This is a genomic window from Nocardioides sp. S5 (assembly GCF_017310035.1).
In the GTDB taxonomy this organism is placed as follows: Bacteria; Actinomycetota; Actinomycetes; order Propionibacteriales; family Nocardioidaceae; genus Nocardioides.
On sequence record NZ_CP022296.1, the window covers coordinates 3,101,154 to 3,116,694 of the forward strand.

A 15,541-nucleotide genomic window follows, 5' to 3' on the forward strand; every position below is an offset into this window, starting at 1 on the left:
GACGATCAGCTGCGCGGGATCTCGCGCATCTCGAAGGACTCGACGATGTCGCCGATCTGGATGTTCTGGTAGTTCTTGAGCACCAGACCGCACTCGAAGCCCTCGCGGACCTCGGAGGCGTCGTCCTTCTCGCGGCGGAGCGAGGACAGGTCGAGGTTGTCGGCCACCACCGCTCCGTCACGCAGCACGCGCACCTTGGCGTTGCGGCGGATGAGGCCGGAGGTGACCATGCAGCCTGCGATGTTGCCGGCCTTGGACGAACGGAAGATCTCGCGGATCTCCGCCTGGCCGAGGGTCGACTCCTCGTAGACGGGCTTGAGCATGCCCTTGAGCGCGGCCTCGATCTCCTCGATCGCCTGGTAGATGACCGAGTAGTAGCGGATCTCGACACCTTCCTTGTCGGCCATCTGGCTCGCCTTGCCCTGGGGGCGGACGTTGAAGCCGATGATGATGGCGTCCGAGGCGGCAGCCAGGTCGACGTTGGTCTCGGTGATCGCACCGACACCGCGGTCGATGACCCGCAGCGAGACCTCCTCGCCCACGTCGATCTGCGACAGGGCGTCCTCGAGGGCCTCGACCGAACCGGACACGTCGCCCTTGAGGATGAGGTTGAGCTCCTGGCTCTCGCCCTTCTCCATGGAGGCCATGAAGTCCTCGAGGCTGCGACGCACGCGACGCTTGGCCTGCATGGCCGCACGCTCGCGCGCCTCTCGCTTCTCGGCGATCTGGCGGGCCATGCGGTCGTCCTCGACCACGATGAAGTTCTGGCCCGCACCGGGGACGGCGCTCAGGCCCAGCACCATCGCGGGACGCGACGGGTCTGCCTCGGTGATCTCGTTGCCGTGCTCGTCGAGCATGGCGCGGACACGACCGTGGGCAGGACCGGCGACGATCGAGTCACCCACGCGCAGCGTTCCGCGCTGGACGAGGACCGTGGCGACCGGACCGCGACCACGGTCGAGGTGCGCCTCGACCACGAGGCCCTGGGCGTCCTGCGTGGGGTTGGCCCGCAGGTCGAGCGAGGCGTCCGCGGTCAGGACCACGGCCTCGAGCAGCTTGTCGAGGTTGAGCCCCGCCTTGGCCGAGACGTCGACGAACATCGCGTCGCCGCCGTACTCCTCGGGGATCAGGCCGTACTCGGTGAGCTGGCCGCGGACCTTCGTCGAGTCGGCCTCCGGCTTGTCGATCTTGTTGACCGCCACCACGATCGGCACGCCTGCCGCCTTGGCGTGGTTGAGCGCCTCGACCGTCTGCGGCATGACGCCGTCGTCGGCCGCGACGACCAGGATCGCGATGTCGGTGGCCTGGGCACCACGGGCACGCATGGCGGTGAACGCCTCGTGACCGGGGGTGTCGATGAGGGTGATGCGACGGTCGTCGCCGTCGACCTCGGTGTGGACCTGGTAGGCACCGATGTGCTGGGTGATGCCACCGGCCTCCTTGTCGACGACGTTGGCGTTGCGCAGCGCGTCGAGGAGCTTGGTCTTTCCGTGGTCGACGTGACCCATGACGGTCACCACCGGCGGGCGGATGACCAGGTCGGACTCGTCACCCTCGTCGGCACCGAACTCGAGGTCGAACGTCTCGAGCAGCTCACGGTCCTCGTCCTCGGGGGACACGATGACCACGACGTAGTTGAGCTCGTCGGCGAGCAGCTCGAACGTCTCGTCACCCACGGACTGCGTGGAGGTCACCATCTCGCCGAGCGAGAACAGCATCTGCACCAGCGCAGCGGCGTCGACGTTGATCTTCTCGGCGAAGTCGGTCAGCGAGGCACCACGCGGCAGACGGACGGTCTCGCCGTTGCCCTTGCGGACGCGCACGCCACCGATCGTCGGGGCCTCCATGGCCTCGAACTCCATGCGACGCGCACGCTTGGACTTCCGTCCTCGACGCGACGGGCCACCAGCGCGCCCGAAGGCACCCTGGGTCTGGCCACGCTGACCGGGACGACCGCCACCGGGGCGACCGCCACCGGACGGGCCGAAGCCACCGGGACGACCGGGAGCGCCGCCGGGAGCACCGCCACCGGCACCGGGACGACCCGGAGCGCCACCGCGACCGGGAGCACCCGGACGACCGGGGCCGCCACCGGGGCCACCGCGGGCCGGACGGGCGCCGGGACCGTTGCCGAAGGCAGCGGGCGACTTCGGCATCATCGCCGGGTTGGGGCGCGGCATGCCGGGGCGTGCGTCGCCACCACCGGCCGGCGGACGCGGCGGACGGTTGTCGTCGCCACCGGGCGTGCGCGGCGCCGGGCGCGAGCCCATGCCCTGGCTCGGGGCGAACGGGTTGTTGCCCGGGCGCGGGGCGCCGGGGCGACCCACCGGGCGCGGTGCCGGTGACGGGGCCTTGGCAGCCGGAGCAGCCGGAGCAGCCGGCGCCGCGGGCGGCTCGGGCTCTGCGGCCGGGGCCTTCGGCTCGGCGGCAGGCGCCTTGGGACCGGGCTTGGGGCCGGGCCTGGCAGCCGGGGCTGCCTCCTCGACGGGTGCCGGGGCAGGAGCCTCGGCAGGCGTCTCGGCGGGGGCCTCGGTCGCGGCAGGCGCAGCCGGGGGCTTGGGACCGGGCTTGGGTGCGGCCTTCTTGGCCGGCGCCTCGGTCGCGGTGTCGGCGGCGGGAGCGGAGGCCGCAGCGGCCTTCAGCTCATCGCCGTACTGCTTCTTGAAGCGCATCTCGACGGGAGGCTCGACGGTCGACGATGCCGACTTGACGAACTCACCCATCTCCTTGAGCTTCTCGAGAACGAACTTGCTCTCGACTCCGAACTCCTTGGCGAGTTCGTGGACTCGGGTCTTTGCCACGGTTGGTAACTACTCCTTCTGGTCCGTGACCCCAGAAGGAGGGGAAACGGAACAGCTAGTGGGTGTGCACACTCATTACGAGTTACTCATCGAGTGCTCATGAGCTGCGTGCTCCAGTTTCTGGTCGGTCGTGCTGTGGATCGGATTGGTGGTGCAGCGAGGCGAGGTAGTCCTCCACCGGCGCTCCGGCGAGCGGGACTCCCGAGCGCAGGGCCCGGGGGAATGCTCGGCGTCGCGCCGCGAGCTCCCAACACTCGAGCGTGGGGTGCAGGTGCGCCCCACGACCGGGTGCTCGGCGGTCCGGATCGGGCACCAGGGCGGGCGTGCCCCCGGCGTCCGAGCCTGCGACCACTCGCAGCAGCTCGCTCGCAGCGGCCCTGGCCCGGCAACCCACGCAGGTCCGGACGGGTCCGGGCGCAGGGGTGTCAGACGTGATGGCCACTACGGGTCACTCTACTGCGTGGGGCCAGTGGTTTACGAACTGAGGCTCACTCGGCGGCCGACTCCGGATCGGGAGCCTCGTCCGAGCGGATGTCGATGCGCCATCCGGTGAGGCGGGCGGCGAGGCGGGCGTTCTGCCCCTCCTTGCCGATCGCCAGCGACAGCTGGAAGTCCGGGACGACCACCCGCGCGGACCGGGCGGCCAGGTCGACGATCTCCACGGAGTTGACCCGGGCCGGCGACAGGGCGTGGGCGACCAGCTCGGCCGGGTCCTCGGCCCAGTCGACGATGTCGATCTTCTCGCCGTGCAGCTCGCTCATCACGTTGCGCACCCGCTGACCCATCGGACCGATGCAGGCGCCCTTGGCGTTGACCCCCGGGATGGTGGAGTGGACCGCGATCTTGGTGCGGTGACCGGCCTCGCGGGCGATGCCGGCGATCTCGACCGTGCCGTCGGCGATCTCGGGCACCTCGAGCGCGAAGAGCTTCTTGACCAACGTGGGGTGCGAGCGGGACAGGGTGACCTGCGGTCCACGCATGCCCTTGCGCACCGAGATGACCAGGCACTTGATGCGCTCTCCGTGGACGTAGCTCTCCCCCGGCACCCGCTCGCTGATCGGCAGGATCGCCTCGAGCTTGCCGAGGTCGACCATCACGTCGTCGGGGTTGCGGCCCTGCTGGATGATGCCCGAGATGATGTCGCCCTCCTTGCCGGAGAACTCGCCGAAGGTCTTCTCGTCCTCCGCGTCGCGCAGCCGCTGGAGCATGACCTGCTTGGCGGTGGTGGCCGCGATCCGGCCGAAACCGGCGGGAGTGTCGTCGTACTCGGGTCCGGCGACGCCGTCCTCATCGACCTCGCGAGCCCACACGGTCACGTGGCCGGTCTTGCGGTCCAGCTCGACGCGCGCGGGGTGCTGCGACTCCGTGGCACGCTGGTAGGCGGTCAGCAGGGCCTGCTCGATGGCCTCGGCCAGCACCTCGAAGGAGATCTCCTTCTCGCGCTCCAGCATCCTCAGGATGCTCAGATCGATGTCCATCAGTCGTCCTTCTTCTCGCTCTTGCGGTTGAACTCGACCTGCACGAAGGCCTTCGCGACGTCGGCGTAGGCGACCTCGTGCATCTCCCCCGACACGTCGAGGGTGACCGACGCTTGCGAGGAGTCGGTGATGCGGCCGGTCACGGTCGTGCCGTCGGCCAGCGTGGCCTTTACGAGCCGGTCGGAGTTGCGGCGCCAGTGGCGCGGCAGGGTCAGGGGGCGGTCGACGCCTCGGGAGGTGACCTCGAGCGTGTAGGGCATCTCGCCCATGACGTCGGACTCGTCGAGCACCCGCGAGACCTCGCGGGTGGCGTCGGCGACGTCGTCGAGCGTCACGCCACCGTCCTTGTCGACCGCGACGCGCAGCACGCGACGCTTGCCGGCGGGGGTGACCTCGACGGCCTCGACGTCGAGGCCCATCACGCTCAGGGGGTCGACCAGCTCCGCCTCGATGCGGTCCCGGGTGGCGTCCTGACGGGGTGTGCTCATCGGGTGCGACCTCCTTGTGCTGTTGTCGAAGGATCACCCTAGCGGCCGGTGCCGGAGCCGGCTCATCCACCGCCGACCGGTCCGGACCGCGGCGGGTGGTGGGTAGGGTTCGGGGGTGCCCGGACGCCCGCTCTCCCGCCGTACGGCAGTGGGCTCGGCGCTCGCAGCGCCCCTGGTCCTGGCGGCGTGCGACATCGACCCGCCGACCCGGGACGACGCGTCGCCCGCGTCGCCGCCGCCCCCGGAGGACGCCGAGCTGGTGGCCTCCGTCGTCGCCGAGCTGGTGCGCGCCGAGGGCGTGCTGGCAGCTGCCGCAGCGCCGGGACTCGTGGCCCGGCTCGAGCCCTTGGTCGCCGCGCACGCCGCCCACCGCGAGCTGCTCGCGGGCGCGGTCGCCGACGCCGAGCTGCCCGGCGCCTCGTCCGTCCGCGTCCCGGACGCGCCGGACCGGGCACTGGCGGCCGTACGTCGCTCCGAGCAGCGCCTGCTGCGGGAGCTGCGCGGGGCCTGCGTGGGTGCGGCCAGCGGCGACCTCGCGCGCGTGCTGGCCAGCGTGGCCGCGTCGACCGCCCAGCACTCCGCCGCCCTGGGCTCCGGGACGGCAGCATGACCGTCCTCGACGCCCTCCAGGAGACCCTCGCGACCGAGCACGCTGCCCTCTACACCTACGGCGTGCTGGGCGCGCGCACCTCGCAGGCCGCGACGCCCGAGCTCTACGACGTCCTCACCGCGGGCTACCGCCGGCACCGCGCTCGTCGGGACCGGCTGCGGCTCCTGGTCGCGGAGGCCGGGGGCGAGCCCGTGGCGGCAGCAGCGGCGTACGACCTGGACGGTCGACCGGTGCGTCCCGCGCAGGTGCAGGCCGCGGCGCTGGAGCTCGAGGTGACCGGCGTGGCCACGATGCTGGCCCTGGTGGCCCGGTCGACCGGGACGGTCCGGGAGTGGGCACTCACCGAGTCGACGTGGTCGGCCGCGTGGCAGCTGGAGCTGGGCGGCGAACCCCGGGCCTGGCCCGGAGCCCCCGAGCTCGGCTGAGCGCTGATGCCGTGGAAAGGGAAACGGCCCGCGGCCTCAGCCTTTGGGAAAGTCCCGAGATCTCTCCCAAAGGCCGAGGACGCGGACCGCTACATGGGGTTGGTCAGCATCACCCGTTGTGGCCCACTTGTGGGGTAGTGGTGGCCACATGCACAATCATGCATTCGATTGGCGGGTTGGGAAAGCACATCCGACTTGCATGTTCCTGCAACGCACAAACTTGCAGGACCACCCCTCCGGACGCTCCGGCTCAGGCGTCACCCCAGGCGCGCACGACGGCAGGGATCTCGGCGAGCGAGTCGACGCTCGCGTCGGGCTCGCCCTCGGTGTGCCCCACCTGGCCGGGCGGGATGGTGCTGTGCGGCACGTGTATCGCGCGCAGCCCGGCGTTGTGGGCGCCCCAGACGTCGTCGAAGAGCCGGTCGCCGACGTAGACGCACGCAGCGGGATCGGTGACCCCCACGGCTTCCATCGCCGCGGCGAACGCGTGCGGCGACGGCTTGGTCCACGGGATCTCGCTGGAGTAGACGTCGCCGTCGAGGAGGTGCAGCACGCCGTCGCGCTCGAAGAAGCCGCGGTGCCACTCACGCGGCCACAGGGTGTTGGACAGCACGCCGACCCTCACACCCATCCCCCGCAGCTCCTCCCACATCGGCCCCACCTCGGGGTCGGTCTGGGTGTGCAACTCCCAGAACTCGTAGTAGGCCGGCAGCAGGTCGGGGTCGTGGTCGAGACCGGCCTCGGCGAAGAGGTCCGCGATCGTCGCGCTCTGCTGGTGGTCACGGCTGCGCCCCCAGACCACGTCGCCCGCGCTGTGCAGCCGCGCGGCGTGGGCGTGGTGGTCGTCGTCAGTGCTCGGCGTCCGTCGTACGGCCTGGGCGAGCGCGAGCGACTCGGCGTGGAAGTCGATGTCGTGCCAGCGCGTGAGCGTGCCGCCCCAGTCGAAGATCACTGCCCGGATCGCCATGTGCGCGAACCTATCGGAGCCGGACGGGAACCTTTCGGGGGTCCGGCGTCATCTCAGGGGCAGGAAGGGGGGAACGGTGGGACAGGACCGCGACGACGAGTTCGCCGAGTTCGCCAGCGCGCGCTGGCTGGTGCTCGCACGCTCCGCCGTGCTCCTCGGTGCCGGCCACCACGAGGCGGAGGACCTGGCGCAGACCGCGCTCATGCGGTGCTACGTCTCGTGGGCGAAGGTCAGCGGCGCGACCCACCCGGACGCGTACGTCATGAAGATCCTGCTCAACGAGTTCCGCAGCTCGCGGCGACGCCGGTGGTGGCAGGAGCGCCCCACCGCCGAGCTGCCCGAGCACGGCGACCAGGATGCTTCAGTCCGTGTCGACGGGGCCGACGCAGTGGCCCGCGCCCTCGACGGCCTCGGGGCCGGCCAGCGCGAGGTCGTGGTGCTGCGCTACTACGCCCACCTCAGCGACCGGGAGATCGCCGACGCACTGGGGATCGCGGTCGGCACGGTCAAGAGCCGCCTGTCCCGCGCCCACCACCGGCTCGCCCACGACGAGCACCTCACCACCCTCCGCGACGGGACGACGCGATGACCGACGACACCACCCGGCTCCTCGAAAGGCTGGCCGAGACGTTCCCCGACCGGCCGGCGCCGCTCCCCGAGCTCGTGCGGGCGGCGCACGAGGGTCGCCGGAGGCGTACGCGCCGCAACGTCGCGCTGGCGGCCGGCGCCCTGGTCCTTGCCGGCACAGCGGGCGTCGCCGCGCAGCAGTTCGCGCCCGGTGGAGCCGAGCGCTCGCCGGACCGGATCGCCGACACCGCTCCGGATGCTCCCTGCGACAAGCAGGACCCGCAGCCGCGCTCCGAGCCGGTGCCGAGCGGTCCCGACTATCCGACGAACGCCTCGGGCCAGACCTACGGCAGCGCGCGCGACAACGCGCGGCAGCCCGATCTGATCGCAGCCATCGGCGACTGCGGACGCACCGGCTACATCGAGCGGGACGCCTTCGGCGAGCCGCCTCCGTGGGAGCCGGGCGCGGGCGGTGTCGCGCCGCGCTCCACGCCGGTCTACGAGTCCGACGGGGTCACCCGCATCGACACCTTCACGCAGTCACCCGGCACCACGGTCGCCGACGGAGTGACGGATCCACCTCCACCCGCGGGCGGCGCGGACGCGACCGACGTGGAGGGTGACTGGACAGCGCTCATCGCGGGAATCAGCAGCGGGGGCAAGGAGCAGTACGACACCTTCCGCGACGTGGACCTGCACGTCACGTTCTACCGAAGCTCCGTGCAGGTCCACGACGGATGCCGCGACCTGGGTGCCGGATACAGCCTCGAGGACGGCGCCTTCGCCCTGACCACACCCTTCGAGATCGAGTACAGGAGCGAGCCGGGGTGCGAGCGCTCGGCGCCCCTCACCGCGATCCTCGAGAACGTCCGGCACGTCACGCAGTCCGGTCCGCGGACGTACCTGCACCTCGAGAACTTCCGGATCGCGGTGTCACTCACGCCTGCCGGCTGACGTCAGGACCTGACGGCCTCGACCACGCGCGCGGCGGCAGCGTCGACCGCGACCTCCTCGCGCTCGCCGGTCCGGCGGTCGCGCACCTCGACGGTGCCGTCGGCCAGGCCGCGGCCGACGGTGACGATCGTGGGCACGCCGATGAGCTCGGCGTCCTTGAACTTCACGCCCGGGCTGACCTTGCCGCGACGGTCGTCGAGGAGCACCTCGACGCCCTGTGCGGTGAGATCCGCGGCGAGCTTCTCGGCCGCCTCGAAGATCGCGTCGTCCTTTCCGGCGGCCACGACGTGGACGTCGGCCGGCGCGACGTTGCGCGGCCAGCACAGGCCGATGTCGTCGAGGGTGCCCTCGGCGATGGCGGCCACGGCGCGCGAGGGACCGATGCCGTAGGAGCCCATCGTGACGGTGACGAGCTTGCCGTTCTCGTCGAGCACCTTGAGCCCGAGCGCCTCGGCGTACTTGCGACCGAGCTGGAAGATGTGGCCCATCTCCACGCCGCGCGCCGACTCGAGCGTGCCCTCGGTGCAGTTGGGGCACTCGTCACCGTCGCGCACGTCCGCGGCCTCGATGGTGCCGTCAGGCGTGAAGTCACGACCGACGACCAGGTCGACGACGTGGGAGCCAGAGACGTTGGCGCCGGTCACCCAGCGGGTGCCCTCGACGACGCGCGGGTCGACGACGTAGCGGATACCGGACTTCGACTCCTCGCCAAGAGCCTCGGGGCCGATGTAGCCCTTGACCAGCGCGGGGTGCTTGGCCAGCTCGCCCTCGTCCATCGGCTCGACCTCGATGGGCTCGAGCTGGCCCTCGAGGCGCTTCTGGTCGACCTCGCGGTCCCCGGGCACGCCGATGGCGAGGGGCTCGCGGGTGCCGTCGGGGTGCTTGAGCACGACGAGCACGTTCTTCAGGGTGTCGCCGGCGACCCAGGGCCGGTCGTCGCGGGGGAACGTGGCGTTGAGGTGGTCGACCAGCGTGTCGATGGTGGGGGTGTCGGGGGTGTCCTCCGCGTGCGCGGCGGGCGCGTCGGCGTACGAGATGGCCTCGGGCGCGCGCACCCGGACCGCCTCGACGTTGGCGGCGTAGTCGCACGCGGTGCAACGGACGTAGGTGTCCTCGCCGACCTCGGCCTTGGCGAGGAACTCCTCGCTCGCCGACCCGCCCATCGCACCCGACGTCGCCTTGACGATCACGTAGTCGAAGCCGAGCCGGTCGAAGATCCGGATGTAGGCGTCACGGTGCTGCTGGTAGGACTTCTCGAGCCCGGCGTCGTCGATGTCGAAGGAGTAGGAGTCCTTCATCACGAACTCGCGCCCGCGCAGGAGCCCGGCGCGCGGCCGCGCTTCGTCGCGGTACTTGGTCTGGATCTGGTAGATCGAGAGGGGCAGGTCCTTGTAGGAGGAGTAGAGGTCCTTCACCACGAGGGTGAACATCTCCTCGTGCGTGGGGCCGAGGAGGTAGTCGGCGCCCTTGCGGTCCTGGAGGCGGAAGATGTTGGGGCCGTAGTCGGTCCAGCGGCCGGTCGCCTCGTAGGGCTCCTTGGGCAGCAGCGCGGGGAACGACAGCTCCTGGGCGCCCATGTCGTCCATCTCGTCGCGGATGATGGCCTCGATGCGGCGCAGCACGCGCAGGCCCAGGGGCAGCCAGGTGTACATGCCCGGCGCGACGCGGCGGATGTAGCCGGCGCGGACCAGCAAGCGGTGGCTCGGGACCTCGGCGTCGTTGGGGTCGTCGCGCAGGGTGCGCACGAACAGGGTCGACATGCGGAGGAGGCGGCCAGTCATGGGCGCAAGGATAGGTGCGCGCCGCGCGGCACCGCACACCAGATTCGTCCGTGCCCGGGCGCAACCCCGCGGGCACCGTCGACGTCTCCCCCAGTGAGACCGCGCCAGACCACCTCGGGGAGCCCGTCATGCGACGCACCACCACCGCACTCGTCATCGCCGTCGTCGCGGGTGCCGCCCTGGCCTCCCCGGCAGCAGCCGGCGCTCCGAGCAGCGACCTCCAGCCCCAGACACTCACCCGCGGACCCGACATCGCCGTGCCCCACATCGAGGACGGCTACTTCGTCGACGGGGAGCGGCGCATCGAGCTGCCCGGCACCGTCGCCCGCGTGATCGGACCGTCGATGGGCGGGTGGATGGTCGGCACCCACCGCACCAACGCCGTCGGCGAGAGGCGCGGCGGGCGGGTCGTGCACGTGCTTCCCGGCGACGAGGTGCGCACGGTGCTGCGCGACGTGGACCCCGCCGACATCTCGGTCTCGGAGGACGGCAGCTCGCTGCTCGGGGTCCCCGACACCGGTCGCTCACGGGCGAAGGTGAAGGTGTGGGCACCGATCGACGGCTCGGTGGTCGCGACGCGGACCTTCCGAGGACACCCGGAGGTCGTCACGGCGGACGGAGCGAAGGCACTGGTGCGCACCACCACCCGTACCTTCTGGTGGAACTTCGCGCGGAACGAGGTGCGCCGCCCACTGACTACCAGGCTCACCGGACCGGCCAGCAGCACGCACGACCTGCTCACCACCTTCACCAGGGACCCCTACCTCGGCGGCTGCACGCGGGTGGTCCGGCTGAGTCGACCGAAGGTGAAGCGCTGGAGCTCGTGCGCCGACCGGGTCGCCGCCTTCTCCCCCGACGGCGCCCAGATGCTGACCTACGACATCCTCACCGACGGCCTCGGCCCCGGTGCGATCCGGCTGCGCGAGATCGACGGCACGCTCCTGGCCACCTGGACCACGGGCTGGTTCAGCGCCTGGTCATGGGAGTCACCCGGCACGGTGCTGCTCGAGACCAACGGCAGGCGCAAGGCGGCGGTCGTACGCTGCACGACGGCACGCTGCGAGAACGCCACCGACCCGGTGGACGCCACTGCCCCCTAGCCCGCGGACCGGTGCCTAGACTGCCGGCTCCTCCACCGTGCGAACCCCAAGGACCGAGCCGTGCCCGAACGCCCCGAGATCGTCTGCATCTGCGGCTCCACCCGCTTCGTCGACGAGATGACCACGGCCAACCGGGACCTCACCTTCGCCGGCGCGATCGTCCTCGCGCCGGGCGTCTTCCTGCGCGTGGAGGACCGCGGCGCGGACGCCTCGGTCACCCCGGAGCAGAAGGCGGCGCTGGACGAGCTCCACCTGCGCAAGATCGACCTGGCCGACCGGGTCCTGGTGGTGAACCCGGGCGGCTACGTCGGTGAGTCGACGAGCCGGGAGATCGCCTACGCCCGCGCCACCGGCAAGCCGGTCTCGTTCACCCATCCCGACTGAGCGCTCCGGCTAGGTGCCGAGCACCGTGAACGACGCAGCGGTGGCGGCCAGCACCGGGTCGCCGGCGGCCACGGTCCGCGCCGCGAGCAGCGCATCGCCGAGCCCGCCACCGGAGCGGAGCCGGGCGTGCAGAGCCACCATCACCTCGACCGTCGCGGCGTCGTCGACCTCGGCGAGGCTCGACACGACACCGGCGGTGCCCATCGACAGGAGCGCCGCGGCCAGCCCGAGCAGCTCCTGGTCGCCCACGGGCGCCATCACGCCGGACTCGCAGGCCGACAGCACCACGCGGTGCGGCGGGCGCTCGAGGCGCTGGAGGTCGTGGACCAGCAGCGGACCGTCGGCGAGGGTGAGCGAGGAGAAGAGCGGGCTGTCCTCGCGGAAGTGACCGTGGGCCGCGACGTGGGCCAACGAGGCCCCGTCGAGGGCGGCGAGGGCGGCCGCCACGGACGCGGCGTCCCCGTCGAGCACCTGGGCGCCGGGGTCCTCCGCGGCGACCGCGGGCACCTCGGCACCGCCGCTGCCCAGCCCCGGCCCGACGAGCATCACGCGACGGTCGTCTTCGGCGGGAACGGCCGCGCGAGCCCGCAGCCACAGGCGGGCTGACGGCGTACTGGTCACAGGCCGGTGCGCGAGGGAGGGCAGCAGCCCCCACGGCACGCCCTGCAGCGCAGCGGTGCCGGACACGACGACGCGCGACTCCCCCACGCCGTCGAGCGCCGCGCCCAGCAGGGAGCGTTCGAGCCGGGCCCCGGCGACGTCCAGCTGGGCCCGGCGACCGCGCGCGGCCTGGCGCAGCGTGAAGAGTGCGAAGTCGACGGCCGTCGCGGCGGCAGCAGCGTCGCCGACGACGCGGTGCCGTACGCGTCCACGTCCCGCGACGAGCGCGTGGAGGACTCCGTCGATCTCGGTCAGCTCGACCAGGACCGTGTCGTCCTCGCGCAGGGCGTCGAGGAGGGCGCCGACGTCGAGGGCAGAGGCGACCTGCCCCGATCCGTGCGCGTGGAAGAGCCGCTGCCGGACCGACTGCTCGAGTCGCGTGGCGCGCGCCTGGAGCCGCTCGGTCGGCATGCCGTGGACGCGAGCCTCTGCGAGGCGGCTGTGCTGGGCACGCAGCGCGGTCAGGTCGGCCGAGGTCGCCGCGTCGTGCTCGCTCGTGGCCGTCGGGATCGTCAGCGCCGTGGCACGCCAGCGCTCGGACCACCGCAGCAGCCTGCGCGCGTCACCCGAGCCGAGCGCCGTGCGGGTCCCGAGCTCGGCCAGGTCGGCTCCGTGGCCCGCCGACAGCGCGCGGAGCTCGTGGCTGCCGAACGTGGCCTGGTGCGCGTCGAGCGCGGCGAGCCCCCGCTCGCAGGCACTCAGCACCCCGGCAGTCTCGCCCACGGTCGCGCGACGCCGCGCGAGCGCCAGCCAGCCGAGCGCACGCGTCGTACCCATCGCTGAGTCACGGAAGGACGACGCCTCCTCGAGCCACTCGTCGACCCACGCCCTGGCGCGCGCCGAGCGCACGCGGCTCCCCACCTCGACGCCCACCATCAGGACCTGGGGCAGCTCGGGGGCGCCGGACTCGCGAGCCAACGCGACGAGGGTCCGGATGCGCGGCAGCAGCCGGTCCGGCCGGGACCCGGCCGCGCTCCGTGCCGAGATGGCGAAGAGCTCGGCCCGCAGCCAGTGCTGCTGGCGCCCCTGTCGCCGGAAGAGGCGACGCGCATCATCTGCCGCCGACCGAGCACGCTCCGGGTCGTTCGCGGCCAGCGCAGCCCCCGACAGGGCCAGCAACAGGTCGGCCTGCTCGCCCTCGAGCAACGGACGCGCCACCAGCGCGCGCTCCACGACGTCGAGGGCGTCCGCGCCCAAGCCCGCGGCGAGGAACGCGCTGCACTGGTCGAAGACGAGGTCCACGTTCGTGAACCCGGCGTCGCCGTACCCGACGCTCGCTTCTGCGTAGCGCTCGAAGGCGGTCGGCAGGTCGCCGGTCAGGAAGGCGAGCCAGCCCTGGCTGTGCACCCCCGCGGCGACGTCGAACGTCAGTCCGAGCGCCGAGTGGATCTCGAGCGCCTCGTTGAAGGCACGGCGAGCTGCGTCGAGGTCACCGAGCCCGGTCCGGGTCAGGCCGGCGAGGTGGAGTGCGCGCGCCCGCCACACGTCGTCGTCCGAGCGGTCCAGGATCGACAGGGCTCGCCGCAGGTCCTCCGCTCCCTCCTCGAACCGCTCGAGGTTGAAGCTGAGGACCCGTGCGCGCCGGACCAGCACGCGTGCCAGCGGCAGCCCGTCGAGCTCTGCGGCAGCACGGTCCAGCTGGACCAGGCCCTCGCGCGAACGTCCGACGTAGACCAAGGTGCCGCCCAACGTCGCTCTGACGTCAGCCTCACGCTCCCGGCCGACACGTCGAGCGAGGGCCAGCGCACGGCGCAGGTGCGCCAGTGCGTCGTCCGTCTCACCGGTGTCACGCAGCACGATCCCGACCACCTGGTGACCGATCGACGCGAGTGCGGCGTCCGGAGCCGGCACCAGCTCGGCCAGTGCTCTCCTCCGCGCGGCCTCGGGGTCGGCGAAGAGCGTGCGCAGCAGCTCCTCTGCCTCGCCTCTGGTCATCATGGTGGGGCCATCCTCGCCGATCGGTGGCCGGTAATTCGCGAAAGCCGCTCACACCCGTACCCCGCGGGGCTAGCGTCGGTTCCATGGGTGACTGGAAGATCGGCGACGACCGACGACGACGCAGCACGGACCAGCTTCAGAGCCTCCGCGAGGCCAACGACGGGCAGGTGGCCTGGGACACCGAGGCGCCCGCCGACTTCACCTTCCTCTACCACCCGGACCGGATCCTCGTCCGCGCCTCGGACGTGGAGGGGTTCGACCAGGCCGTGGCGCGCCTTGCCAAGGGTGTCCTCCTCGGCGAACCGGTGCGCGACGACACCCGGCTCCTCGACGGCGAGCTGGTCCGCTACCTCCTGCCCGACCGGGCCGAGGATCGTACGGTGATCGAGGTGCTGGAGCTTCTCGAGGAGTCCGGCCTTCCTCTCGGAGCCGCCTCCCCCGACCACTGGGTGCACATCAGCCCCGGCGGCCCGGGCGGCAGTGCGTGTCCCGCGATCGAGCCCCAGGAGACCGGCCTGACCGAGCCGTGGCCGCCCGTCGCGCCGCAGGAGAAGGGGCAGGAGGTCAGCGTGGTGGTCGTCGACACCGGCTGGCACCCACCCGCCGCGAACGACCCCCGTACGCCGTGGCTGAAGGGCGTCGACGGGGACGACGAGCTCAACGGCCCGGCCCTGCGCCCGTACGCCGGCCACGGCACGTTCATCGCCGGTGTCGTGCGGTGCGTGGCCCCGGTGACGAAGGTGTTCGTCGAGGGGTTCGCCATCGGCGGCGTCGGTGGCGGCGGCATCCTCGAGTCCGACCTCGTGGAGCAGCTCGAGGAGGCCCTCGCCCACGACCCGCAGGTCATCAACCTCTCCGCCGGCTGCCGCACCCGGCTCGACCTGCCGTCGATCGCGTTCGAGACGTTCTACCGCACCCGGCTCCAGAAGGTGGACTGCGTGCTGGTGGCCGCTGCCGGCAACGACTCGTGGGCGGCGCCCTTCTGGCCGGCCGCCTTCGACTGGTGCGTCGGGGTCGGCTCGCTCGACCGCAACGGCCGGGTCTCGGCGTACTCCAACTTCGGCGTCTCCGCCGACGTCTACGCGCTCGGGCGCAACCTGGTCAACGCCTTCCCCGACGGGACCTTCGAGTGCAACGAGACGCCCGACAAGGGAGACATCCGGGTCTTCGACAGTGGGATGGCCCGGTGGAGCGGCACGTCCTTCGCCGCCCCGGTCGTGGCGGGCCTGATCGCCCGCGAGATCAGCGAGACCGGGGCGTCTGCCAAGGACGCGCGCGACGTGGTGCTGACCCGGGCTGACTACGACTCCGACCCGACGATCGGCCCGATGATGGAGCTGCGGCAGCCCTATCCCCGTCCCTGACGGGCCCGGCCCGCCGGGCAGTTC

The 15,541-nt window shown here is 72.1% G+C and carries 14 protein-coding genes; 7 read left to right on the forward strand and 7 right to left on the reverse strand.

Annotated features, from left to right (window positions below; translation table 11 throughout):
* Positions 1 to 5 precede the first annotated feature (5 nt).
* The 4 genes from infB to rimP all read right to left on the reverse strand — a co-directional run bounded on the left by infB (position 6) and on the right by rimP (position 4,767).
* Complete coding sequence (gene infB / locus CFI00_RS15330) at positions 6 to 2,801, reverse strand: translation initiation factor IF-2 (RefSeq protein ID WP_207081951.1); 2,796 nt, start codon at positions 2,799 to 2,801, stop codon at positions 6 to 8.
* Positions 2,802 to 2,898: 97 nt separating this feature from the next.
* Complete coding sequence (locus CFI00_RS15335) at positions 2,899 to 3,243, reverse strand: YlxR family protein (RefSeq protein ID WP_347401873.1); 345 nt, start codon at positions 3,241 to 3,243, stop codon at positions 2,899 to 2,901.
* Between the two features lie 46 nt (positions 3,244 to 3,289).
* The gene (nusA, locus tag CFI00_RS15340) at positions 3,290 to 4,279 is read right to left on the reverse strand and encodes a transcription termination factor NusA (RefSeq protein ID WP_207081952.1); all 990 of its coding nucleotides are present in this window, start codon (positions 4,277 to 4,279) and stop codon (positions 3,290 to 3,292) included.
* Entirely contained in the window at positions 4,279 to 4,767 is a 489-nt protein-coding gene (rimP, locus tag CFI00_RS15345; RefSeq protein ID WP_207081953.1) for a ribosome maturation factor RimP, read from the reverse strand. Before rimP ends, nusA begins: the two co-directional genes overlap by 1 nt.
* Positions 4,768 to 4,882: 115 nt before the next feature.
* Here rimP and CFI00_RS15350 point away from each other — a divergent pair, with 115 nt between their 5' ends.
* Both CFI00_RS15350 and CFI00_RS15355 read left to right on the forward strand, forming a co-directional pair.
* On the forward strand, positions 4,883 to 5,377 hold the full coding sequence (locus CFI00_RS15350; protein ID WP_207081954.1) for a hypothetical protein: 495 nt from the start codon (positions 4,883 to 4,885) through the stop codon (positions 5,375 to 5,377).
* A complete protein-coding gene (locus tag CFI00_RS15355) occupies positions 5,374 to 5,802 on the forward strand; it encodes a DUF4439 domain-containing protein (protein ID WP_207081955.1) in 429 nt (142 codons plus the stop codon). The genes CFI00_RS15350 and CFI00_RS15355 overlap by 4 nt, the downstream gene beginning before the upstream one ends.
* A 250-nt stretch (positions 5,803 to 6,052) precedes the next feature.
* Here the strand turns inward: CFI00_RS15355 and CFI00_RS15360 are convergent, their stop codons facing one another.
* Complete coding sequence (locus CFI00_RS15360) at positions 6,053 to 6,769, reverse strand: HAD family hydrolase (protein WP_207081956.1); 717 nt, start codon at positions 6,767 to 6,769, stop codon at positions 6,053 to 6,055.
* Positions 6,770 to 6,845: 76 nt separating this feature from the next.
* On the opposite strand from CFI00_RS15360, the gene CFI00_RS15365 reads away from it, so the two are divergent.
* Both CFI00_RS15365 and CFI00_RS15370 read left to right on the forward strand, forming a co-directional pair.
* On the forward strand, positions 6,846 to 7,358 hold the full coding sequence (locus tag CFI00_RS15365; protein ID WP_242532425.1) for a SigE family RNA polymerase sigma factor: 513 nt from the start codon (positions 6,846 to 6,848) through the stop codon (positions 7,356 to 7,358).
* Entirely contained in the window at positions 7,355 to 8,290 is a 936-nt protein-coding gene (locus CFI00_RS15370) for a hypothetical protein (protein ID WP_207081958.1), read from the forward strand. Before CFI00_RS15365 ends, CFI00_RS15370 begins: the two co-directional genes overlap by 4 nt.
* A 2-nt stretch (positions 8,291 to 8,292) precedes the next feature.
* On the opposite strand, the gene CFI00_RS15375 is transcribed toward CFI00_RS15370, so the two are convergent.
* On the reverse strand, positions 8,293 to 10,071 hold the full coding sequence (locus tag CFI00_RS15375) for a proline--tRNA ligase (protein WP_242532426.1): 1,779 nt from the start codon (positions 10,069 to 10,071) through the stop codon (positions 8,293 to 8,295).
* A 128-nt stretch (positions 10,072 to 10,199) separates the two neighbouring features.
* Here CFI00_RS15375 and CFI00_RS15380 point away from each other — a divergent pair, with 128 nt between their 5' ends.
* Positions 10,200 to 11,171 (forward strand): hypothetical protein, encoded by a 972-nt coding sequence (locus CFI00_RS15380; RefSeq protein WP_207081959.1) that lies wholly within the window; start codon positions 10,200 to 10,202, stop codon positions 11,169 to 11,171.
* Between the two features lie 60 nt (positions 11,172 to 11,231).
* Positions 11,232 to 11,555 (forward strand): hypothetical protein, encoded by a 324-nt coding sequence (locus tag CFI00_RS15385; RefSeq protein WP_207081960.1) that lies wholly within the window; start codon positions 11,232 to 11,234, stop codon positions 11,553 to 11,555.
* Between the two features lie 9 nt (positions 11,556 to 11,564).
* Here CFI00_RS15385 and CFI00_RS15390 read toward each other — a convergent pair whose 3' ends face one another.
* Positions 11,565 to 14,153 (reverse strand): CHAT domain-containing protein, encoded by a 2,589-nt coding sequence (locus tag CFI00_RS15390; RefSeq protein ID WP_207081961.1) that lies wholly within the window; start codon positions 14,151 to 14,153, stop codon positions 11,565 to 11,567.
* Positions 14,154 to 14,236: 83 nt separating this feature from the next.
* Between CFI00_RS15390 and CFI00_RS15395 the strand changes: the two genes are divergently transcribed.
* Positions 14,237 to 15,517 carry a S8/S53 family peptidase gene (locus CFI00_RS15395; RefSeq protein WP_207081962.1) on the forward strand — a complete coding sequence of 427 codons (1,281 nt, stop codon included), beginning with the start codon at positions 14,237 to 14,239 and terminating at the stop codon, positions 15,515 to 15,517.
* The last annotated feature ends 24 nt before the right edge of the window (positions 15,518 to 15,541 follow it).

Coding starts and splice junctions, on each gene's coding strand:
- CFI00_RS15355 (WP_207081955.1), top strand. CDS start 5,374: ATGACCGTCCTCGACGCCCTCCAGGAGACCCTCGCGACCGAGCACGCT.
- rimP (WP_207081953.1), bottom strand. CDS start 4,767: ATGAGCACACCCCGTCAGGACGCCACCCGGGACCGCATCGAGGCGGAG.
- CFI00_RS15390 (WP_207081961.1), bottom strand. CDS start 14,153: ATGATGACCAGAGGCGAGGCAGAGGAGCTGCTGCGCACGCTCTTCGCC.
- CFI00_RS15395 (WP_207081962.1), top strand. CDS start 14,237: ATGGGTGACTGGAAGATCGGCGACGACCGACGACGACGCAGCACGGAC.
- nusA (WP_207081952.1), bottom strand. CDS start 4,279: ATGGACATCGATCTGAGCATCCTGAGGATGCTGGAGCGCGAGAAGGAG.
- CFI00_RS15360 (WP_207081956.1), bottom strand. CDS start 6,769: ATGGCGATCCGGGCAGTGATCTTCGACTGGGGCGGCACGCTCACGCGC.
- CFI00_RS15370 (WP_207081958.1), top strand. CDS start 7,355: ATGACCGACGACACCACCCGGCTCCTCGAAAGGCTGGCCGAGACGTTC.
- CFI00_RS15375 (WP_242532426.1), bottom strand. CDS start 10,071: ATGACTGGCCGCCTCCTCCGCATGTCGACCCTGTTCGTGCGCACCCTG.
- CFI00_RS15380 (WP_207081959.1), top strand. CDS start 10,200: ATGCGACGCACCACCACCGCACTCGTCATCGCCGTCGTCGCGGGTGCC.